This window comes from Bremerella alba, from assembly GCF_013618625.1.
Taxonomy (GTDB): Bacteria; Planctomycetota; Planctomycetia; order Pirellulales; family Pirellulaceae; genus Bremerella; species Bremerella alba.
In genome coordinates this window covers 174,384-196,201 of sequence record NZ_JABRWO010000001.1, presented here as the reverse complement: position 1 = coordinate 196,201, position 21,818 = coordinate 174,384, and the positions used below count along the sequence as shown (strand labels likewise).

Genomic DNA, 21,818 nt, shown 5'->3' with positions numbered 1-21,818 from the left:
AGCCTAAATCTTGAAACTCCGCGAAGCAAGGTCGTAAGGCATTGCTGCAAGAGTTTCCATCGTTGAGTGTGAAGTGTCTAACCGTTGTTCAGTATTTCAGCCGCTTTGGGGGCGAAGTAAGTTAAGATGCCGTCGGCTCCGGCACGCTTGAAGGCCGTCAAGCTTTCTAGCATGGTCTTGTCGAGGTCTAGCCAGCCATTACCGGCGGCGGCGTGCAGCATGGCGTACTCGCCAGAGACCTGATAGACATACGTGGGCTGGCGGAACGTTTCTTTTACCCGCTGCACAATGTCCAGGTAGGGCATCCCTGGTTTGACCATGATCATGTCGGCTCCTTCTTTCAGGTCGAGGGCAACTTCCCGCAAAGCCTCGTCGGTATTGGCCGGGTCCATCTGGTAAGTCTTTTTGTCACCGGTACCCAGGCTGCCTGAGGATCCTACCGCATCGCGGAAGGGACCATAGAATGCCGAAGCATACTTGGCCGCATACGACATGATCTGGACGTGTTGATAGCCGTCGTGATCGAGCGCTTTGCGAATTGCGCCGATCCGTCCATCCATCATGTCGCTCGGTGCGATGATGTCGCAGCCGGCTTGAGCCTGAACAATCGACTGCTGGCACAGCATTTCAATCGTTTCGTCATTGACGACGTAGCCATCTTTGACGAGACCATCTTGCCCGTGGCTGGAATAGGGATCGAGCGCGACATCGCACAAGATGCCCAGGTTCAGCGCTTGTTCTTTAATCGCACGAACGGTCTGGCAAACGAGATTATCAGGGTTGATCGCTTCCTGGCATTGCGGTGTCTTCAGTTCGCTGGGTGTCGCAGGAAATAAGGCGATCACGGGGATGCCCAGTTCTGCCGCACGCTGGGCTTCTTCCACTGCCAGGTCGATGGTCACGCGGTCGACGCCTGGCAGCGAGCCGATGGGCGTTCGCGTGGCTTTTCCTGGTTGGACGAAGATGGGCCAAATCAAATCGTCAACGGTCAGATGGTTTTCCCGCACGAGCCGCCGCGACCATTCGGTCTGCCGATTTCGGCGAGGGCGATAATGTGGATAATCTCCGAGCGAACCCGTGGCAGCCATAATTGCGATCTTTTCCGTGGTATGACAGGGGTGGATTGACTTTTGCAGCGAGTTGGAAACGATTGTCAATAAATAGGTTATCGACAACTGGGCTGACCGGCCACGTAAGCAATTGTTGAGCCCAGCGAGACCTCAGGCAACTATAGTAGGTCGGAGATGGGGTACTACTTAGTGTACTCAGTTTTCCCGCTCGGGGGCAGTATTAGTTGCCTGTAACGCCCTGGTTGGGGGTGGCATCCTAACATGGGCGGCCTGGAATTGATTATGATAGAGCCCCGCCTGGCGTGGATTGCCATCTGAGCCCGCGTCCGACCATTTGCGGTTGCCCTGACTGAAGTTTCCCGGTCCAAAACCTGGAAGACTCTGACCGCACACGAAACTACTCCGCCAAGGAAATGTTGATGTCTACCGACTCGCCTATCTCCTCGCAATCGACTTCGGCCACCCCACTGGCACCGGAAGCGACTCGACCACTAGCTATGAACACTTCTCCGAGATTACTACCTGATGTCGCGAACGATACCGCTCCGCAGTTTCAATCGCCGATCGATCGCGTAGGGATGTCTGGGATCGAGGTTGCCATCCTGGTTCGCGGGGAAGATGACGTCCTGATGCGGACACCAGCCAAGGTGGATGCCTATGTGAGTCTCGACGACCCGGCGACCAAGGGCATCCATATGTCGCGGCTCTACTTGAGCCTGCAAAACGAACTCCATGCAGAGTTTTCCCAAAAGCAAATCGAACGCATTCTGGGCCGTTTCCTGGAAACGCACAATGAGATGAGCCAGTCGGCTTATCTTCAGTTTTCCTTCGAGCACATGATTCAGCGGGCCTCGCTCCTTTCCGACAACACCGCCTGGCGAAGCTATCCCGTTCAAGTCGAGGCATTGAAGCAGGGAGGCACCGTAAAGTATCGCGTTCATGTGCGTCTGACCTACTCGAGTGCTTGTCCCTGCTCGGCCGCTTTGTCGCGACAACTGCTGCAGCAGCAGTTTGAAGAACAGTTCTATGGACACAACTGGCTTAGCGCGTCGACCGTGCTCAGTTGGCTGGGCTCGAACAATACGTTGATCGCAGTTCCTCATAGCCAGCGAAGCCATGCCGATATCACCGTCGACTTGGACGAAACACGCAACGACCTACCCGTCGATGAAATAATTCAACGCATTGAAGGCGTATTGAATACGGCTGTTCAGGCCGCAGTGAAGCGAGCTGACGAGCAAGAGTTTGCCCGTCTCAATGGCGAGAACCTCATGTTCTGCGAAGATGCCGCACGCCGGATGAAGTCGGCCATCGACCCGATGCCAGGCGTAGTCGATTACCGGATTCAAGCGAGTCACTTCGAGAGTCTTCACCCGCACGACGCAGTTGCCATTGTTGTCAAAGGCATCTCCGGGGGGATGGTTCCCTAGGCGACCCATTAATGGCCAGAGACATTCCAAGCTCTCGCTAGGGACATCGATAGCGAGCACCGCCGGGAATACGCTCTCGAAACCTTTGCGAAATGAACTGCCCAGTGACACAGACGGAACATCCTCTTACCCTTCGCCAGGCTCAGGACGACGTCGATCAATGGATTCAGACGATTGGCGTGCGGTACTTCTCGGAGCTCACTAACTTAGCCCAGTTGATGGAAGAAGTCGGCGAGGTGGCCCGCATTCTTTCGAGAACCTATGGCGAGCAAAGCTTCAAACCGTCGGACGAGCAAGGCGAACTCTCCGATGAACTTGCCGACGTGCTGTTTGTGGTGATTTGCTTGGCCAATCAAACAGGTGTCGACCTAACCGAAGCACTTCGTCGTAACCTGGAAAAAAAGACCAAACGCGACGCAACAAGACACCAGGAAAACGAGAAACTCAAGTGATTTCCTGCCTGAGTTCTGGTCGCTCGTTGGCTAGATAGTCCTTGCAGGGGGCTGGCATTGGCCTGTGAAAAATGGTACGATACAAGTTGCTGTGGATAAAATGGCGCTTTCTTACCAGGGGCACGAAGCTGACTTGGGAATCGGGCGTTCTCTTTCTCCTGCTCGCAGTCGCCCGCTAAGTCGTGCATTGCGTGCGAGCAGCAACCTCGACTTTATGGACAAAGTCGCCAATTTAATAGCAGGAGGCTGAGCTCTTCGATTCCTACTCATAGGAGCTTCCCATGCTGACCGAAGGCGAAAAGAAAGTCCTCAGAACGTTCCGCCAGTACTTGATGGATCCAGGCCGAATGCTCTGCTTCACCGGACCAATGCTCGTGACTCACAGTAAATCACTCACTAGGCTGGTCAAACGGGAATTCTTGGTCCCCGAATCGTTCAAAGGTGCGTACAGCCTAACGCAATCCGGATTTGAAGCTATGCGAACTTGCAAGTAACGACCCACGCCGTGGTCGATTTCTTATATTCGGGTGTCGGGATGACTACCAATAAGTCGACCCGGCACCCGTTTTTCGTAATCATAGAAGCAGAAGCCATCTCGCTGCCACATTGCTGCCCATATACCCGGGTCAAGTGGCAAGGAAGCCACTTGCTCTTTTTTGGCGCTGCTTGTTTTCTTCGCTGCACAAACTTCTAGGCGTTTGTCTAGCGATTGGCGTCCGCAATCTACTCTGATGGCAACTAGCGATGTCTTCTAGAATAGAGTCATTGGAACTGCTAAACGTTTCACACGGAATGCCATCAGAGAATTCAATAAAGGGATTTGCCCGATGCCTCCTTTCGAATCGCTGCCTTACTTTCTGCTGGCCATGCTGGCGATCAGCATGACGCCGGGTCCTGATATGTTGGGGATCCTGAGTTACGGCGTCGGTCGCGGGCGACGAGCAGGTATGGGGTTTGCAATTGGCGTCGGTCTAGGGACGCTCTTCCATACGCTTCTGGCCGTGGCTGGGATCTCGGCAGTGGTGGCGACTTCGCCGTGGGCATTTCGGTTTATTGTGTACGCCGGGGCCTCGTATTTGATTTACTTAGGCACCCGCGCCCTGCTCACGCAAGGGAAAGGGGAGGGAGTTTCATGGGATGCACAGGTCCCGCGACAAAGCTTCGGCGAGGCTTGTTTGCGTGGCTTTTTGTGCAACGCCCTGAATCCAAAAGTGGGTCTTTTCTTTCTGGCGTTTCTACCTCAATTCATTGACGTGGGCCGGCCGGCATGGTCTCAATTGCTGGTGCTTGGGGTCGTGTTCTGGTTGTGGGTAACGCTCAGCTATTCACTTCTGGGGTACTATAGCGGCATGGTAGGCGGCTGGCTGCGAGATCGTCCATCGACTGGCCAGTGGGTCGATCGCGTGACCGGGGGGCTGTTTGTGGGGCTTGGCCTGCACTTGATCTTTACTGGGCAGAAGTCGTAGGCCAGACTATCGGCGAATGATTTACGCCCATTGCTTTCTCAATTCCCAAAGATGGAACGAATGATGGAACCTGAGACAATCCGCAAGCAAAGCCTATCCAAAGCAAAAAAACTGGGCTATCCGATCAACCCCGAGTTGCCGCTGCTGGGTGATATTGCCCTACGTCGAACGCCTGAGCAGCTGCTCGACCGGATGCTTTGCTTGTATACCTGCGTGGCATGTTCCTATGGATTTCCAAAGCAGTTGGGATGGACGTGGCTGGCTCAAGAAGGACTGCTCGAGAAGGTCACGCCTGAGGAATCGCTCTATTTGAGGAACAAGGATGAAAGTCCCGTCGAGAAATTTCAGCCCCATGTCGAGACCATTTGGGCGATGACCTGGGTCGGGCAAATTCAGAACTCCTTAGAGTTCGATCAAACGTGCACGAACGATATGGTGAGATTGTTTCCCAATTTGAAAGCTTCGGCATCGAGTGAAGCGTTTCGCAGTAAATGCCACATGCGATCGCTGGAAGAAATCGCCTCGAAACTCGACCTGGCGTATTGTCTTCACTGGGCCATTACGCACGAAACCGAAAACCAACTCGAGTTGCCCAAGAAGCCAATGCGATTGCTTCCGTATATCATCATCAACCGGAGACACGCGATGGAGTGGCTTTTCTGTGACGAGCCATGGGACGCTGTGCCTATGGACATCGATTAGTTATCGACGAAGAAGTGATCTCTGGAGAGCAAGTTGAAGGCGACCACCCTTCAAGATCACGCCCCCCCAAGACTCGAAGCAAGGAAACCTTGGCAATGCGCAAGTTAGAAAACAAAACGGCAATCGTCACCGGTGGATCGCGTGGGATCGGAGCGAACCTCTGCGAGTCCCTGGCAGCGGCCGGAGCCAGGGTCGTCGTGAACTATGCCAGTAGCGAAGATGCGGCAGCCGAAGTGGTCTCCAGAATTGAAGCGGCTGGCGGCAAGGCCATGGCCGTTCAAGCGGATGTTTCTAAGTCTGCAGACGTGACGAAGCTGTTTGATGCTGCCGAAGAGAAGTTCGGCAAAGTCGATATCCTGGTGAACAACGCAGGCGTCGTGCATTACAAGACAATCCAGGAAACGACCGACGAAGAGTTTGCCCGGGTGATGCAGGTTAACGTCACAGGCGTCTTCCATGGCATGCGAGAAGCATCCCGGCGTCTGGTGGATGGGGGAAAGGTCATTTCCATCTCATCGTCTGCGGCACTCATGTTTCTGCCGACCTATGGCCCTTACTGTGCATCGAAAGGCGCGATCGAGCAGCTTTCGCGAAGCTTGGCCAAAGAATTAGGGCCCCGCGGGATTACCTCGAATATCGTTTCGCCAGGGCCAACGGAAACGGAGATGTTTCTAGGCAACAACGAGCAGGAAAAGATCGACCGCATGCGAAACCTGGCTGCCTTGGGACGACTTGGGAAGCCGGACGACATGGGGCCGGTCATCGTTTTCCTAGCCAGTGATGAAAGTGGATGGATCACCGGCCAGGTCATTCCGGTCAACGGTGGTACCGCTTAGGTTCAGCTAATGACAGATGAACAAGCTGCTGGATCTATCGCCTCGCCGAAGTTCGGCGGGACGTCTTTTTCTTTCATGCGATTGGCCATTAGGATAGAGGGATCTAACCCCACAACTGCACGGATCGCGAATGATTGAAGAACAAGAGCCTTTGCCAGATGTTCCAGAGTCGGACGAGCCGTATCGACGCCCGGTCGATACGATGAGCTTGCCTCAAGTGGAGGCCGAGCTGCGAGATCTTTTTGGTGGGGCTGTGATGTACCTTTTGGTCCCTATCTTTCTGTTATCGCTGAGCACAACGACGATTGTCGCCACTCCCTTTTTTGTGCGTGTGCTTCCGGCGGCGGCCATCGTTTTCGTGGGGTACTGGATATTGCAGAAGGCATACGTCCCCATGTTTAAAGGAGCTCCAGAAACCGCGATGCAGTACCTTCGGGTGGTCTCTTGGTTGGGTGGCAGCATTATGAGTACCCCTTATGAAAGAGTGACCTCATTGTGCGCTCAACGGGCTCGATTCATGGATGGCGATCCGCCAAGATCGTAAAGGATTGAAGGGTGGGGGATTGGCCACAAACCCAATAGACGATTGAATACTCGTTCCGACATTTGTTTCGACAAGTGTTGGCTTGAGTGAGGGCCCTGCGTCGATGATGCGCAGATATGTCAATGGGGTATTCGTTTGCGTTAAGTTCTTTATATCTAGGGATAGTGGAGAGCCGTGAAGGTTGTATCAAAATCCACCCGCGCATGCGTTAGAAAAAAAAATCGAAGAACAGAAAGAATGTTGCCGCAACAAATCACAAGCATCGTAGCGATCTCCATGGATCATCTTTACGAGGGCATGTTCTCCATTAAGGAGACGGCAGGAGTGTCAGGAAAATTAGTTTTTTATAGTTGAGTGATTGCCACTCGTTAAGATAAGAAACTGAAGTATAAAGAATCACGCAGCGCTTATCACGCAGTAAGGTTCCTCGTCAATCTCTCTGCATTTCGCTGGGTAGTCCGGCCAATAGAGGCCCGAAGGTTTCCACCTTGGGGGTCGGAAGACCGGTTCTCGTAATAGGTTTCGCGAGAGCTCAGTACCGCATCTCAGTTCTATTTTCTTGCATGTCTCTGGGAACAGAGAAGGAGAAGTACGTGACTCATTCTTGGAATGCCCGCCGGGGGTTTACCCTGGTGGAACTGCTTGTTGTGATCGCCATTATTGGCGTGCTGATTGCCCTGCTTTTGCCGGCAGTTCAGCAGGCTCGTGAAGCCGCTCGTCGAATTCAGTGCAACAACCAGCTGAAGCAACTCGGCTTGGCAATGCACAACTACCACGACACTTTCTTGAAGATGCCGTTCAACGCTGCTCGGATTGGTACCGCTGGATCGGCTCCTTCGTTCTTTGTTCGCTTGCTTCCGTTCGTTGAGCAGGGTGCGGCCTTCGATCAACTCGACTTCAGTGGTTTCAACGATGGGACGTTCATCGCTGACAATATTGCCACTGGGGATGTCCTGCTGAACTTACGTGTTGATGGCTTGTACTGCCCTTCGAGCCCGCTGCCTGAAGTGGATAGCGATATTCAACTCACCGGCTACGTTGGTATTTCCGGAACGAAACAGAAGTGGAATCCAGCAACTAGTGTCCTGGAAAACATCAACAGCAATGCTCAGCAATACAATGGTATTGTCGTTGCCAGTGGTGATGGCTCGAATGCGATTAACATGTCGGCCATGACCGATGGTACGAGCAACACCATGATGATCAGCGAATGCAGCAACTATTTTTACGATGCTGCCCGCGTGAAGCAGAATGCTACGGTCCGTACGAGCTACGGCAGTGGTGGTGTTGAAGGCGGTGCTTGGAATGGTTTAGGGATTACCACTACCAATGGTAGCTCGACCGCTGCTCAGAACGTGACTACGATCAACCTGCTGGGCAATACTTCGCCTTACACTGGCGGCATTAACTCGCCAGTTCAGACCAGCGGTTCGCAGCCGACCAACGGCTTCCAGGCTGGTGCCTGTTCGATTCCGCTGAGCTCGCCTCACCCGGGCGGTGTACTTACTGTGATGGGCGATGGTTCGTGCCAGTTCATCTCGGAAACGGTTGCCGGTCAAGTGCTCGTCAGCTTGGCTAACCGTCAAGATGGTCAGGTCATTCCTGAATATTAATGATCACTAGATCATTTGCCGAATAATCAACATAGCGAGGATGCCACGGGCCTCCTCGCTTTTTTTATGCGCCTCATCAATTGATTTAAGCGAGATGGTCGCGAAGAATTTCAGTGTAAGGGGGAAGAGTAGGCAGGTGCTCTAGTCGTTTACGAGACACTGTGATGATCGCCTGGCGATTGCTACATTCATCGAATCAGATTCCGCGACGTGACTGGGGCAAGCGAGTCTACGTGTCTCGTTGGTTCGACGCAGACCTGCTACGCAAAGTGGTTACGCACCAGTGTCGTGAAACGTGGACAACCTACGATCCTGAAATGGCCGAGCGAGCCATCTATCCGGTCGAAAATCGTCGTGACTTGGCCACTGGTGAGCCTTGGGATATGCGTGAGCCCTGGCTGCAATAAGTTTCGAATGGGAGGAAGCATGATGGAGAGAAGATCGGCACGAGCAAGTCCGTCGGTCATTCCACGGGCAACATCCGAGGATTATTCTATCGAAAAGGTCTCGTTACTTAGGGGTTCGTCTGGCAGAGGATTGTCGGCTTGTCTCAAGCTTTCCTGGTAGGCGATGGCTGTGGCAGCGCGGCCATAGTACTGCTCGATTGTGCCGATCAGTTCCTGTTGCTCGTTTTGCTTCTTGCTGACCGGCAGCTTGAACGTTTTATTTTTGCCGTCACGTTTCACAACGATTTCGAGACGTGTCCCCCATTCTGTTTCTAGCGTGATTCCTTCGATCTCGCGGTAGTAGAGGGGCTGGTCCCAATCCTCGTAGACGATCTTCTCGAAATCGACTTGAACAGCGCGGTCTTTGGCGGCGGTTCGCTCGACCGGAGGGAAGAATTTCACGACCAGTTCCTGCTCGGTCTCGTTGGATGGAATATAGCGATAGGCGAGTACCTCTTCGTGGAATTGGCGGAAACGCTCCTCGTAGTGGTCCCATTGGGCACGTTCAAGCGACTCGGCCCCGTCGACTTTGTCGAACCAGGGGCCGTGGGAATCGTCGATCAGGGCGTTACGCATGACATCGGGAGACGATCGGAATCCCAGCGCTTCCAGGCGTTGTTCCAGCGGAGGGTGAGAGTCGAAGGGGTGGGCGGTCGCTAGTCCTCCCACATCGCGATTATCGACGAAAGTCGTGGCGAAACTTTGGAAGCCGCCGTCGATTCGATGGGCCAAGTTGACTTCGTCGTGCACTTGCTCGGCGTCGAAGAATTCTTGTTCCAGTTCGTTTCGGTAGTGCGAATACGCCGTGATGCGAAGCAGCGCATGGGCCATCGACTCGGGAGAAGTCTTTTCCGATGCGAGGCGATCGGCGCGGAACTCGCGTTGGCGGCTCAGTTTGCCGAGTGAGAGTTCGTACAGGGCTCGGAACATGACAGCAAAATAGAAGACGGGAAGTGAGATTCCACCTTCATAGAGCCCTTGCAGGAAATGTCCATAGCGCGCTAAAAGCGGGGCAATCTTCTGCGTATACAGCGTGTCGTTTCCGCTGAAGTGGGCTAGTTCGTGCAGCAGCACGGCGTCCGCTTCCTGATGCGGCAGCTTTTTAAGCAACGAAAGGCTGACAAATAGCGTTCGACCGGTAATGGTTCGTGGCTCTTCATCTTCATGCCCTTTCACTTGAACAGGCGTCTGTGTGACGAAGAAGTTGTCGTCGATCCCGGCAATCACCTGGTCGGGCGGGGCCGTGTTCATCGATTGGCTCAAACGCTCTAGGTCTTCCCACAAAGCGGGAGCCATCTCACGCGTAATGCTTTCTCCTTCGATGATGAAGTCTTCGTCCACCTTTTTGAAGATCGCAGCAATCACGGCACCCACAGCGCAAAGGCCAAAAATGCCGATGATAAAGAGCAGCTTGAGAATGTAGATGTTGAAGAAAAAGGCCGGAATCCAGAAGGAAAGTGAAAAGACCAGCAGGGCCTGGGCAATGACTTCCAGCGTGCAGAAGGTCCGTAGTGTGTGCCAGCCGATCAGCAAGCTGTAGTACTGCATTGACTGTGATCTAAGCGAAAGGATGACCGTGAACCCGGTCAGCATGAAAGCCCCTATGCCGGCCAGAATACAGAACCAGGAAATGCGAATCGCCCAAATAATCGACAGTTGTTGGTAGAGGTAGTCAGCCGGTAGCCCGTCGCGCCAGGCAACCACGTCCGGATCATTGCTTACCAGCAACCAAGACAGAGGCATGCTCTTAGCCCCTTCAATGCTCTGCGCCTTCTCATCAGGTGTCAGTTGGGCGTCGCCTTTGATATCGGCGATCGCCAAGTCGAGGAACTCTTGATCGGAGGTGGACTGGACGTATCCATAAAAAATCAGGCACGCCACAGGAATCAGAAATAGCGCGAGTGCTGGGTAGACGTATGTTTTGACGAAGCCAAGGCTAGAGACGTCTTGTTGCATGAGACGAGCCAGTTGAAAAGGAAGAGTGGGGCAATCGACCAGCGTGCAGTATGAAAGAATGCTCAGCGCGAGGCAAGTCGATCAGGAAAACAAGCTTTGTTCTGCCATCTGCATCGCGGAGGTGCCTTGGAGAGGCTTCGATTTTTGGTATTCGACGGCTGCCTCTAAGCGGTCGGAGTAATTGGAAATCATGTGCTTCAAGCTGTCTTGATGCTCGAGAATTTGACTGATCGGTAGAACAGTTGACTTCTTCTTGCCGTTTCTCCGGAAGTAGAAGGTCATCGTAGGATTACTGGGAGTTCGGTCAAGGAACATGTCGTATAGCTCGTGAAAGTAAAGTGGCTGCTCCCACTGAGAAAACATCATCTTTTCGCAATCGTAACTTAACGTGTTTTCATCGCGAAGAATAAGTTCGCCCGCCGGGAAGTAAGCTTCCACCAGCTTCCACTGCTGGGCTGTTTCCGGGAGATAGCGGAACACGAGGGCTTGGCGATGGGCTTCCAGGAATTCGATTTCACGCGTTTGCCATAGTGCCCGCTCAATGTCAGCCGCATTGTCTACCAATCGAAACGCAGTGTCCTCAAGGGGGTGACACATGGCACGGCAGAGCGAACTGTCCTCCGTGGTTCGGTCTAATGCCGCCAGTCGACGGGAAAGGGAGGGGTAAGGATGCGTATGATCTTCCAGCGTCTCGTCGTATTCCAGCAAATACCACTGGGCGGAACGCGGATAGAGGCGGTCAATCGTATTACGAAATTCGATGCGTTCTAAGGGAGTGTCCAGAGTGTAGTACGAGTTCTCTATTTGGACATGTAAATCGTAATAGATGTCTGCACGAACAATTGCTTCAGCAGCAATGTCGGGCGAAGTGAATTCACCAGATGCTTTGGCCGCGCCAAGCTCCAAGACTTGAGAGTGTTTGGCAAATGCAGGTTGCAAACCGGTCCATAGCATGCTGGAAAAGCAGTAAATAGGCCGAAAGTATTCGCGTTGGTAGAGGCTGTCTCGGAAGTTCTGGAATTGGCGGGTCTGTTCGGCGATTTGAAGTTTATGGCGGGTATGATCACTTCGAAAGTGGGCCAGTTCATGAGCCACCGCCGCCGTCAGTTGTTCCGACGAAAGATATCTCAGCACGGCAAGGTTCACGTAGATTGTTCGGCCTTTGATGTTTTGGGGCTCGTTGTCGCAGGACGAGCGGAGAAGGAGCGGGGCATGAGTAGCGGAAATGGATCCGGTTACTCCAACCACAAGATGATCTGGTACCGGAACTTGCATTCGACTGCTCAGTATTGTTACCAGGTGCCATAGGCCGGGGGACTCTTCTGGCGTGGTCTCTTTGCCGACGATCGATTTCGATTGCCGTTCATTCTTGAATAATTCTGCGAGAAACATCGCAGCTGCAGCTGTCCCTAGGGTCATGACTAGCACGATTAGGACGATCGCTTTGCCGTGAATGTTGGCGGCCTTCTCTATAAAGAACATACAAAACAGAAAGGTTAGCCAAATGATCAGCACTACTTGCAGGACGAATTCCGCCAGAAAGAAAAGACGTATGAACAGGCCACCAAAGTTTAAGCCGAACAGGTATGCCTGCGGCGATCTTTGGGCGTAAAGAGCGACGAGTTGAATGATCCCCATCGCCCCGAATACGAGCGCGATACACGCCCCGCTCATATACATTCCCCAGCGAAGAGATAGAAAGCATTGTTGGGTCTCTGGATGAATGCGTGTCTGGATCGGTCGCCACTGGGGATCCGTATTAGCGAGGATCGTCGAAAGAGGTGCCGCGTGAACGAGTTCTAGTAGTGCAGCTCGATGTTGAGGCTGAATCGTCTCGTCTTGTGCAATCCGCTGCGTCAGCAACTGGCCGACGCTTTGGTTCATCCTCCACTGCACCGCGTAAAAGATGGTCAGGCTGATTACCGGCAGTAGGCAGAGCAGTAGAACCGGGTAGACATGTTTGGCTGCGAATCCCAGTTGGTCGTACGGACGAGGACGGGCCATGGGCTGCTTTCGTGTTGACTCGAAGGAGGTTGCCTAGCACTTTGAATCCAGGGTGAACGCCAGTTCTTGCCCCGTATTGGTTTCTTCCGATTTGGCGGCCAAGGCTGCCTGTCTCTCTTTTTGATAAGCATGGGCGAAGTCGCTTCGGTTGGAATAATTCTCCAACATTTCTCGCACCAGTGCTTCCTCGTACGCCATGCCGCTCAGGGGGATTTTGGCGTTCAGGTGAATCCCTGCGCGTTGATAGATGACTTCGATCCAGACTTTGTCATTGCGTACTACATTGAGTGCTTCGATTTCGTGGTAGTAAACGTCGTGATTCCAATCCTGAAATCCAATCTTTTCGTAATCGAGTCGGAGGACCCTACCGTACGACACGGGAATTTCTCTCGGCGGAAAACTCTTTTCGACCAGCCTGCGTTCGTGCTCGTTGGAGGGCAGATATTGATGAACGAGAAGCCTTTCGTGAAACTCGCGGAAGGCTTCTTCGAATTCGCTCCATAGCGAAGTTTCCAGTGTTTCTGCATCGTTGATCCGCTCGTACCAGGGGCCAATCGAATCGTCTGCGAATGCCTGGCGAAGCGTCTCTCGGCTTGCTGAATACCCAATCGCCTCGAGTCGAGCATGTATCGGGGGGTGTTTGTCGATGGGGTGGAGCGTCGTCAATTCGTCGATGGGATGCTCATCAAAGTATGTCTCGGTGAATGGGCGAAACCCTTCATCCAGGGACCTGGCGATGCCGACTTGCTCGTAGGCTGTGTCGGCCGTGATGACATCCGATTCGCATTGTTGACGATAGACGCTGAACGCAACCGCCCGAAGTAGACCGAATGCGAAATCATCTGCCGAAGTGTGTTCCGCCGCGAGACGATCAGCACGATACTCTCGTTGACGCTTCATGCTGCTGAACGAGAGATGATTGATGACGAGCAGCAAGGACGCGAAGTGAAAAACAGGCAGAGTAATCCAAGACTGGCCGAGGCTCTGTACATAGGCCTCGTGTCGTTCAAGCATCGGTGCGATCTTGAGCGAATAAAAGGTGTCGTTGCCACTAAAGTGTGCCATCTCGTGACAAAGGATGCCGTCGGCCTCTCGTCGAGGAAGCTTCTTAAGCAGAGGAAGGCTGACATAAAGCGTGCGACCGCGGTATGTCCGTCGCATGACTTCATCTTCTTGAATCGTAATCGGAAATTGAGTTACCCAGAATCCATCGTCAATGCCGGCAATGACCTGATCCGGTGCGGCTGTTCCCATTTTGCCGCACAGCCGATCGAGTGCTTCCCAGAACCGTGGCGAGTGACAGCGGTCGATTGGAATGCCGGAAACTTCAATCCGATTGTCAATGTGTTTGAACATGGCGGCGATGGCCATGCCTAGTCCTGTCAGGCCAGCCCCCAGAATAAACACCAGGATCTTGGCGCCTGCATATCCGCTGTGGTGACACACTTCAGCCGTCACCAGCCCCATCAGCAACAGGCTCTGTAACGTCAATTCAACGACCCCGACGATCCCGGTCATGTGCCACGTTGCGAGCAGTGAGTAATACTGTGCTAGACGCGAGCTCTGTGACAGGACGGTACCACGCCCAGCGATGAGCAGGGTTCCCAGCCCTAGGGCAATAGACGTCCAGCTAATCCAGTAGATGCACCGATACATCACGTAGGTTGGCATGGTGAAAGGGCCAACGAGTTCCGCCCAGCGATACAAGTCCTTTTCCTGACGGTTTACCAGCGACCATATCGATGCCTGGTGTACTTGAGTGATGAAGCGATTCTTCTGGTGTTGGTTGAGACCGCTCGTCTTCTGGATTCTATACTCAAAATTCGAGATTAGATTCTGTTCGAACCGGTCCTGAGAATGACTACCGATCAGCAGAGCCAAGACCGGAATCAAGAAAAGGCTCAGCGCGGGGTAAACAAAAGTGCCTAAGAAGCCAAGGCCCGTGTAGGGATTCGACATGGCGGTTTGTCCTGACAAGTCGTGCGGCTAATCACGGATTAGGAGTAGTGGATCGATGCTTCCACCGGAGCGTTGGGGTGAAGTGGGCCCCTATTGGGAGTGTATGGCCAATTCTGTCAGGCGCAAGAATCTTGCGTATTTCCGGCAAGAGGTGGCGATGCGCAAGAAAAAAAGCGAGCCAAGATATGAAGTCTTGGCTCGCTTTCAAGAGAAAGTTTGACTTAGCAAATGCTATTTCAGCCGCTTAGCGAATGAAGAGCATCTCTTGATAGGTTGGCAGCGGCCACAGGTCGTCGGCAACGTAGCCTTCCAACATGTCGGCGTACTTGCGAACGTCGTTCATTGCTGGAAGGACTTCGAAGCAATATGCTTTCGCATGTGCTTTCGGGCAATCGTTGGTTTCTGCCTTTTCGGCGGCAGCTTCCAAGGTCGCGATGCTGTCCTGCAGCGATTTGACTAAGCTTGTGACGACGTCGAGCGTGTCCTTATCGAACTCGTAGCCGATTGCTTGAAGGTTCGCACAAGTCGATGCGAGTTCGTTTTGGTAGCGAACCGCAGCCGGGAAAATCATGGTGCGGGCCATCTCGATGGTGAGATTGGTTTCGACCTTGACGCTCAAGCAGTACTGTTCCAGGTACGTCTCCATGCGGCTTTCCAGCTCGCGTTCGGAGAGAACGTTGTACTTAGAGAACAGTTCCTTGACTTCGTCCTGCTCAAGCGACGGTAGAGCGTCTGCGGTAGTCTTCAGATTCAGAAGGCCACGTTTTTCCGCTTCTTGATGCCATTCATCCGAGTAGCCATCGCCGTTGAAGATGATGCTGCCGTGCTCGTTCATGATTTCGGACATGAGCTTGGTGAGTGCCGCATTCAGCTTCGACGAGTCACCGCCGGTGGCTTCTTCCAGCTTAGTCGCACAGTAGTCCAGCGAGTCGGCAACGATGGTGTTCATTGCGACCAGTGGACCAGCGATCGACTGGTTAGAGCCGACAGCACGGAACTCGAAACGATTGCCAGTAAAGGCAAACGGGCTCGTACGGTTACGGTCGCCAGCATCCTTCGGAAGTGGCGGAAGAACGTCAGCACCGATTTCCAACGTGCCACGAGGAATGGAACTGCTGGCACCACCACCCTTGATCTGTTCGAAGACGTCCGTCAGCTGGTCGCCCAGGAAGATCGAGATGATAGCCGGAGGAGCTTCGTTGGCACCCAAACGGTGATCGTTGGAAGCGGAAGCAACCACAGCACGCAAGAGACCTTGGAACTTATGCACAGCACGAATTACCGCAGCGCAGAAGACTAGGAACTGAGCGTTTTCGTGAGGCGTTTCGCCTGGATCCATGAGGTTGCCTTGGGTGGCACTACCCATCGACCAGTTGACGTGCTTACCACTACCGTTAACGCCGGCAAATGGCTTTTCATGCGTCAAGCAAGTCATGCCGTACTTCTCGGCGACCTTACGCAGCGTGATCATGATCAACTGCTGATGGTCTGTCGCGATATTGGCGAACTCGTACATCGGAGCGATCTCGTATTGCCCCGGAGCGACTTCGTTGTGACGAGTCTTGACCGGAATACCTAGCTTGAACAGCTCACGTTCGCTTTCGAGCATGAATGCCAGGACACGATCTGGAATCGCACCGAAGTAGTGATCGTCGAACTCTTGACCCTTAGGAGGTGCAGCACCGAACAAGGTGCGACCAGCGTTAAGCAAGTCGGGACGTGCGAAGAAGAAGTTGCGATCAACCAGGAAGTATTCCTGTTCTGGACCAGCCGTGCTGCTGACCATCGCACCATCGGTTTTACCGAAGAGCGTTAGGATACGTTGAGCCTGCTTGTTCAAGGCCTGCATCGAGCGAAGAACAGGAGTCTTCTTATCGAGGGCCTCGCCGGTCCATGAAACAAACGCCGTCGGAATGCACAGCGTGGTCCCGTTGGGGTTTTCCATGATGTAAGCATTGCTGGTGACGTCCCAGGCAGTGTAACCACGAGCTTCAAACGTCTGGCGGATGCCGCCGGTTGGGAAGCTAGAACCGTCCGGTTCGCCCTGGATCAGTTGCGATCCGCTGAATTCAGCAATCGCACTGCCGGTTCCGTCGGGGCTCAGGAAGCTATCGTGTTTCTCAGCCGTGCTGCCGGTCAGTGGGTAGAAGACGTGGGCATAGTGCGTCGCACCCTTTTCAATGGCCCAATCCTTCATTGCGGAAGCAACGTAGTCGGCGACGGTCGTATCGAGCTTTTCGCCCGTTTCGATCGTCTTCATCAGCGTTTTGAAGATTGGCTTGGGAAGACGGTCCTTCATGACCGATTTGCTAAAGACGTTTGAACCGAACAGCTCTTGCGTTGGCGTCTCTAAGAAGTTCATGGCTGGGGCGGAGGGCTTGTAGTTGGTTACCGCCGCGATCGCTGCCATTCGCGGCGTTCCGCCAGCGTACCCGTTACCGTTGCCTGTGGTAGTTGTTCCGTTGGAACCCGCCTTACCCTTCGATACCGTACTCACTAGTGTGTGACCTCCTAAGCCTAGCGCGAACGGCGAGCCCCCTCAGGGATCCGCTTCACGCTTTTCGTTATTAAAATTCCATTACGATCTTTCGCTTCGCGATCCCTGCGAAAGCATGGTGCGGACAGATAGCAATTACCGTGCCGCGTCGTCAGAAGAGGTATAATTCCTAGGAAATGACCCCAATAGGGGTGCCGTCTGCGCGCAAAAGTAGCGTGACCTGCATAGAAATGTAGCAAAAAAGACTTGCCGAGGCCTGTTTTTTAAACTTTGCAAATAGGGTGCCGGTAGCACTTGCGAGGGAGACCAATTTTTGCCCACCTTTCTCAAGCCGGTAACCTACAACTCGGCAAAGTTCTGTTTACAGACTGAACATTTCCGCCGCGTTAATCTCTTAAACAGCGGCCACTCTCGCTAAACTTAAAGCGCCTGCCTGCAACTGTGAAGTGGGCAAATCTGACAAATGACCAAAGGGGCAGTAACATCTCGGGGGATCAAATCGATGAAAGTTTCCTGTTTGCCGTCTATTGTCTGGGGATTGGCCGTCGCATTTTTCTTAACTGCCTGCATCTGCGCCCAGGCTGCCCAGCCAGATTCTGAAGTCCCTTTGTTCCCTGGTTTGGGGGAACATCATTGGGAGATTTCGAGTGCCAATCCTCAGGCCCAGGCCTATTTCGATCAAGGGTTGGCGTTCATGTACGGCTTCAATCACGACGAGGCGATCCGCAGTTTCCACGAATCGGCCAGGCTCGATCCCAATTGCCCCGCTCCTTGGTGGGCCATCTCGCTGGCCAACGGCCCGAACATTAATTACCCACTGCTCGACGAGAAACATGCACCACTGGCCTGGGAGGCCCTGCAGAAGGCCAAAGAATTGGCGGGTAACGGGTCGCCTTTGGAGCAGGAGTTGATCGCGGCACTGGGGCAGCGATATTCCCAGCCGCCGCCGGAAGATCGTAAGCCGCTCGATCAAGCCTATGCCGCTGCGATGCGTACGCTGTGGGAGAAGTATCCCGACGAGCCGGACGTCGGGGCCCTCTTTGCAGAAAGCTTGATGGATCTCTGGCCATGGGACCTTTGGCAAAAAGCAGGAGCCGCAAATCCGGATACTCGAGAGGTAATGGAGACGCTGGAAACAGTTCTCAAGAAGTCGCCTGACCACCCACTGGCACTGCACCTGTATGTCCACACGCTAGAGGCCTCAGGTGAAGTTGCGAAAGCAGCGGACGAAGCAGACCGCCTCCGCAATCTGCAGCCTGGGTTAGGGCATATGGTTCACATGCCCAGTCATATTGATGTTCGTTTAGGAGCTTGGCGCAAAGCGATCGTAGCGAATGAAAAGGCCATTGCCGCCGACACCGCCTATAAACGGCAGTCTCCGGAGCAGGATTTTTTCCGAATTTATATGGCACACAACCGCCATATGTTGGCTTTCGCCGCGATGATGATCGGGCAAGAGCAAGTTGCCACCGAGCAAATCAACCTTATGCTAAGTGAAATGCCAGATCGCTGGGTGGAGGCAAACGCTCCGTTTGTCGATGGAATGCATAGCATGCCCTACGAAATGCATATTCGCTTCGGTCGTTGGGACGCGATTCTGGAGGAACCAGAACCAGAGGAGCACTTTCCCATCTGTCGGACAATGCGGCATTTCGCTCGAGGAGTCGCCTACGCCGCGAAGAATCAGCCTATCCAAGCGCGAGCAGAGCAATCGACTTTCCGTAAGCTGAAAGCTGCGATTCCAGAAGAGGCCTTCTTCGCTCAGAACCCGGCAGCGGTCGTGCTGGATATTGCGGACAACATGCTTGAAGGTGAAATCCTCTATCGCGAAGGTAAAACGGACGAGGCGGTTGCAAGCTTGGAGAAAGCAGTCGAATTGGAAGACTTGCTGCGTTACACGGAACCGCCAGATTGGATCCAGCCGGTTCGCCATGCTTTGGCTGCTACCCTGATGGATGCCAAGCGATACCAAGACGCAGAGGCAGTCCTGCGGAGCGACTTGCAAGTCCATCCGCATAATGGCTGGGCATTGTACGACCTGGCACGCAGCCTGCGCATGCAAGGCAAGTTGGACGAGTCTGCAAAGGTTCAAGCCGAGTTTGATATAGCCTGGCAAGACGCCGATGTGAAGATGAGTTCGGCATGCATGTGCTTGCCAGCAGAATAGGGTTTTCCTATTGGTTTCGTTCCCGCCGTCGCGATCGTCGTCCTTCTTCGGCGGGTGGTTCTTCCGGTTTTGTATTGAGAAGCGGAACCGGATGATCCAGGCCGCTAACCGTCTTGAGCATTGTTTCCCGGACGCTTTTCCAGTGCAGCATTCTGGGGGCCAGCAAGTTTCGAAGCGTGCGTTTGATAAACGACTCGGCCTTTACGAAGCCGGTAATCGTGCGAATGCGCTGAACGATCGCGTTATCCACCGGCCAGCGCTGTTGATGGTAAAGGGAGAGCTCGTCTCGCTTTGCAAGTTCGGCGAATACCCAAACATCTTCAATGCCCAGATTCATCCCGCGCGCTCCAACCGGCGAGTGAAGATGAGCCGCGTCGCCGGCGAAGTAGACTTTGCCGACGTTCATCGATTCCACCAACCGGTGGGCAATATGAAAAGAAGAATTCCACTGCGACTCGCCAATCGGATTGGATTCGGTTAACTGAGCGAGCGGCTCGGGGTAGTTTCCAATGACGCGCCAAACGGTCGGTTCGCCAGGCTTCTCTTCTCCGGTATAGACCGGCATTAAGAATAGAAAGCCATCGTCTTGCAGCTTGATATGGGCTCGGTCCGGAGCGAAGTCCGTTGCCAGCGGGATGTCATCGAGGATCCACGCGCGATCATAGGTATCGCCCGGAAAAGGAACATGGACAGACTTGCGGGCCACACTGTGTGCTCCGTCGGTCGCTAGAATCCAGGGAGCCGTTACCGACTCGTTGGCCTGTGTTTCGACATGGACCAGTTCGGCCTTGCCCTCGGCCAGATTGGGAGATTCAACCAGTTCGATTTGACGCTCGATCTCGATCCCGCGCTCGGCTAGATCTTCCCGCAGGACACGCTCGGTTGCTGATTGCGAAAGGGCCAGCATAAAAGGAAACCGATGCTCAAGTTCCTCGAAATCGACTTCCGCGACGATGCGGCCATTGCGGTGAATGGTGGCTCCATGGATCTTGCGACCCAACGCCAAGAGCTTATCCGTAATTCCAGAGGCCTCGAACAACTCCAGCGTGCGTGGATTGATGGCAAGTGCCTTCGAGAATTTCGATGGCTCGGCGCGTTTGTCTACTATTCGCGGAATGATATCGTAACGCGACAAGAACGAAGCGGCCGCCATGCCGACCGGACCGGCGCCTATGATTAATGGGGGTGAGTGCGTCATGCAAACGTTGTGGGAAAGGTAGGTTTCGACGTAGCGGCGAAAACAATTAATCATCACCCTAGGTTGCCAGACGCTCGGCTGCAACTAAGGGGGCCGTGGTAAAGTTTGAGATTTACAAGTGGAGACCGTTAGAATGATCGTTGTTGGACAATCCTAGTCAAGCCTTAACCCGGGAAAGTATCCGATGTTTGCTTCGTTTCGAATAATTCTTTGTATTACCTTATTGGCGACTTTCTGCATCAGTCTTCCTGCAGAAGACTGGCCGCAGTGGCGAGGTCCAAACCGCGATGGTGTTTCCAGTGAAACTCAGTTGAAGGCCAAGTGGTCCAAAGACGGTCCACCCCTTGTTTGGCAAGTGAACCAATTGGGAGATGGGTACGGTGCGGTGTCGGTTGCGGATGGCATGATCTTTCTGGTTGCCAACGAAGGTTTAGATAACGAATTGGTAAAAGCATTAGACGCGACCAACGGTCAGGTGCTGTGGGCGACCCGGATCGGTAAAGTCGGTAATCCCGATCAAAAGCCGAGCTACCCCGCCGCACGCAGCACGCCGACATTTGATGGCGATATGGTGTATGTACTCGGCTCGGATGGTGACCTGGTTGGTTTGAAGTCGAGAAGTGGAGAAGTCGTTTGGCAAAAGAATGTTCGTCAGGAATACGATGGCCAACCCGGTACGTGGGCTTATTCTGAGTCGCCCCTGGTTGATGGGGATAAGGTCATCGTGACGCCTGGTGGTAAAGATGCAGGCATCGTAGCCGTGAATAAATCGACGGGTGAAACCGTGTGGGAAGCGAAAACACCCGAGATGGGTGCGGCCGCCTATGCCTCGGTTCAGAAGGTGACGGCCGCTGACAAGCAACAGTATGTCGCGTTCATGGCGAACGGACTCGCTGGAGTCAAAGCCGAAGATGGGACATTCCTGTGGTCTTACACCCGAACCAAAGGCATTGCCAACATGCCCACACCCGTGGTCGACGGCGATATCGTCTATAGCGGTGGAGCACGTACCGGCGGAGGTGCCGTTCGTCTCGTTGCTCAACAGCTAGAAGTCTTGCCGGAAGAGTTATACTTCAATCCGAAATTGCCTAATGCGATTGGCGGATCGGTTAAAGTGGATGGTTACCTCTACGGCTGCAGCAACTCGACGCTCGTGTGTGTTGATTTTATCACCGGCGAGATAATGTGGCAGGAGCGAATCAGTGCGGCAGCTTCCATCCTATATGCCGATGGACGCTTGTATCTGCACACCGAAGATGGCAAGGCCATGATGGTCGCTGCATCCCCGGACAAGATGGAAGTTGTTAGCGAGTTCAGTTTGCCAGACCAACCGGAAGGCACCGGCAAAGAGTGGGCCTATCCCACGCTGGCCGATGGGAAACTCTATCTGCGTCAGCATGGCACCCTTTGGTGCTACGACGTCAAGTAACGAGCAGCCCTGAAGGGTGGCAGCGAAATATCACGTGCGAGCAATGAGT

The 21,818-nt window shown here is 53.7% G+C and carries 16 protein-coding genes; 10 read left to right on the top strand and 6 right to left on the bottom strand.

Annotated elements, in window-relative coordinates:
- Positions 1 to 77: 77 nt before the first annotated feature.
- Positions 78 to 1,088 (bottom strand): porphobilinogen synthase, encoded by a 1,011-nt coding sequence (hemB, locus tag HOV93_RS00720; protein ID WP_207394526.1) that lies wholly within the window; start codon positions 1,086 to 1,088, stop codon positions 78 to 80.
- 401 nt (positions 1,089 to 1,489) lie between these two features.
- Between hemB and folE2 the strand changes: the two genes are divergently transcribed.
- The 8 genes from folE2 (at position 1,490) to HOV93_RS00680 (ending at position 8,520) form a co-directional block, all read left to right on the top strand.
- A complete protein-coding gene (folE2, locus tag HOV93_RS00715) occupies positions 1,490 to 2,500 on the top strand; it encodes a GTP cyclohydrolase FolE2 (protein ID WP_235989651.1) in 1,011 nt (336 codons plus the stop codon).
- A 104-nt stretch (positions 2,501 to 2,604) separates the two neighbouring features.
- Entirely contained in the window at positions 2,605 to 2,952 is a 348-nt protein-coding gene (locus tag HOV93_RS00710) for a nucleotide pyrophosphohydrolase (protein WP_315853320.1), read from the top strand.
- Between the two features lie 827 nt (positions 2,953 to 3,779).
- Positions 3,780 to 4,418 carry a LysE family translocator gene (locus HOV93_RS00705; protein ID WP_207394524.1) on the top strand — a complete coding sequence of 213 codons (639 nt, stop codon included), beginning with the start codon at positions 3,780 to 3,782 and terminating at the stop codon, positions 4,416 to 4,418.
- A gap of 60 nt (positions 4,419 to 4,478) precedes the next feature.
- Entirely contained in the window at positions 4,479 to 5,120 is a 642-nt protein-coding gene (locus HOV93_RS00700) for a DUF4272 domain-containing protein (protein WP_207394523.1), read from the top strand.
- A gap of 95 nt (positions 5,121 to 5,215) precedes the next feature.
- Entirely contained in the window at positions 5,216 to 5,956 is a 741-nt protein-coding gene (locus HOV93_RS00695; protein ID WP_207394522.1) for an SDR family oxidoreductase, read from the top strand.
- Between the two features lie 130 nt (positions 5,957 to 6,086).
- The gene (locus HOV93_RS00690; RefSeq protein ID WP_207394521.1) at positions 6,087 to 6,500 is read left to right on the top strand and encodes a hypothetical protein; all 414 of its coding nucleotides are present in this window, start codon (positions 6,087 to 6,089) and stop codon (positions 6,498 to 6,500) included.
- Between the two features lie 593 nt (positions 6,501 to 7,093).
- Positions 7,094 to 8,113: a DUF1559 domain-containing protein gene (locus HOV93_RS00685; protein ID WP_315853319.1), complete on the top strand. Its 1,020-nt coding sequence runs from the start codon at positions 7,094 to 7,096 to the stop codon at positions 8,111 to 8,113.
- Between the two features lie 164 nt (positions 8,114 to 8,277).
- Positions 8,278 to 8,520: a hypothetical protein gene (locus HOV93_RS00680; protein ID WP_207394519.1), complete on the top strand. Its 243-nt coding sequence runs from the start codon at positions 8,278 to 8,280 to the stop codon at positions 8,518 to 8,520.
- Between the two features lie 81 nt (positions 8,521 to 8,601).
- Here the strand turns inward: HOV93_RS00680 and HOV93_RS00675 are convergent, their stop codons facing one another.
- The 4 genes from HOV93_RS00675 to HOV93_RS00660 all read right to left on the bottom strand — a co-directional run bounded on the left by HOV93_RS00675 (position 8,602) and on the right by HOV93_RS00660 (position 16,975).
- Positions 8,602 to 10,515, bottom strand: a complete 1,914-nt coding sequence (locus HOV93_RS00675; protein ID WP_207394518.1) for a M48 family metallopeptidase — start codon at positions 10,513 to 10,515, stop codon at positions 8,602 to 8,604.
- 81 nt (positions 10,516 to 10,596) lie between these two features.
- Positions 10,597 to 12,519 carry a M48 family metalloprotease gene (locus tag HOV93_RS00670; protein WP_207394517.1) on the bottom strand — a complete coding sequence of 641 codons (1,923 nt, stop codon included), beginning with the start codon at positions 12,517 to 12,519 and terminating at the stop codon, positions 10,597 to 10,599.
- A gap of 33 nt (positions 12,520 to 12,552) precedes the next feature.
- Positions 12,553 to 14,478 carry a M48 family metallopeptidase gene (locus tag HOV93_RS00665; RefSeq protein WP_207394516.1) on the bottom strand — a complete coding sequence of 642 codons (1,926 nt, stop codon included), beginning with the start codon at positions 14,476 to 14,478 and terminating at the stop codon, positions 12,553 to 12,555.
- 244 nt (positions 14,479 to 14,722) lie between these two features.
- Entirely contained in the window at positions 14,723 to 16,975 is a 2,253-nt protein-coding gene (locus HOV93_RS00660; RefSeq protein ID WP_315853318.1) for a glutamine synthetase III, read from the bottom strand.
- Between the two features lie 502 nt (positions 16,976 to 17,477).
- Between HOV93_RS00660 and HOV93_RS00655 the strand changes: the two genes are divergently transcribed.
- Positions 17,478 to 19,142, top strand: a complete 1,665-nt coding sequence (locus tag HOV93_RS00655) for a tetratricopeptide repeat protein (protein WP_207394515.1) — start codon at positions 17,478 to 17,480, stop codon at positions 19,140 to 19,142.
- Positions 19,143 to 19,149: 7 nt separating this feature from the next.
- Here the strand turns inward: HOV93_RS00655 and HOV93_RS00650 are convergent, their stop codons facing one another.
- Complete coding sequence (locus HOV93_RS00650; RefSeq protein WP_207394514.1) at positions 19,150 to 20,394, bottom strand: FAD-dependent monooxygenase; 1,245 nt, start codon at positions 20,392 to 20,394, stop codon at positions 19,150 to 19,152.
- Between the two features lie 130 nt (positions 20,395 to 20,524).
- Between HOV93_RS00650 and HOV93_RS00645 the strand changes: the two genes are divergently transcribed.
- Positions 20,525 to 21,769 carry a PQQ-binding-like beta-propeller repeat protein gene (locus tag HOV93_RS00645; RefSeq protein ID WP_207394513.1) on the top strand — a complete coding sequence of 415 codons (1,245 nt, stop codon included), beginning with the start codon at positions 20,525 to 20,527 and terminating at the stop codon, positions 21,767 to 21,769.
- The last annotated feature ends 49 nt before the right edge of the window (positions 21,770 to 21,818 follow it).

Coding starts and splice junctions, on each gene's coding strand:
- hemB (WP_207394526.1), bottom strand. CDS start 1,088: ATGGCTGCCACGGGTTCGCTCGGAGATTATCCACATTATCGCCCTCGC.
- folE2 (WP_235989651.1), top strand. CDS start 1,490: ATGTCTACCGACTCGCCTATCTCCTCGCAATCGACTTCGGCCACCCCA.
- HOV93_RS00705 (WP_207394524.1), top strand. CDS start 3,780: ATGCCTCCTTTCGAATCGCTGCCTTACTTTCTGCTGGCCATGCTGGCG.
- HOV93_RS00700 (WP_207394523.1), top strand. CDS start 4,479: ATGATGGAACCTGAGACAATCCGCAAGCAAAGCCTATCCAAAGCAAAA.
- HOV93_RS00695 (WP_207394522.1), top strand. CDS start 5,216: ATGCGCAAGTTAGAAAACAAAACGGCAATCGTCACCGGTGGATCGCGT.
- HOV93_RS00690 (WP_207394521.1), top strand. CDS start 6,087: ATGATTGAAGAACAAGAGCCTTTGCCAGATGTTCCAGAGTCGGACGAG.
- HOV93_RS00680 (WP_207394519.1), top strand. CDS start 8,278: ATGATCGCCTGGCGATTGCTACATTCATCGAATCAGATTCCGCGACGT.
- HOV93_RS00675 (WP_207394518.1), bottom strand. CDS start 10,515: ATGCAACAAGACGTCTCTAGCCTTGGCTTCGTCAAAACATACGTCTAC.
- HOV93_RS00670 (WP_207394517.1), bottom strand. CDS start 12,519: ATGGCCCGTCCTCGTCCGTACGACCAACTGGGATTCGCAGCCAAACAT.
- HOV93_RS00665 (WP_207394516.1), bottom strand. CDS start 14,478: ATGTCGAATCCCTACACGGGCCTTGGCTTCTTAGGCACTTTTGTTTAC.
- HOV93_RS00655 (WP_207394515.1), top strand. CDS start 17,478: ATGAAAGTTTCCTGTTTGCCGTCTATTGTCTGGGGATTGGCCGTCGCA.
- HOV93_RS00650 (WP_207394514.1), bottom strand. CDS start 20,394: ATGATTAATTGTTTTCGCCGCTACGTCGAAACCTACCTTTCCCACAAC.
- HOV93_RS00645 (WP_207394513.1), top strand. CDS start 20,525: ATGTTTGCTTCGTTTCGAATAATTCTTTGTATTACCTTATTGGCGACT.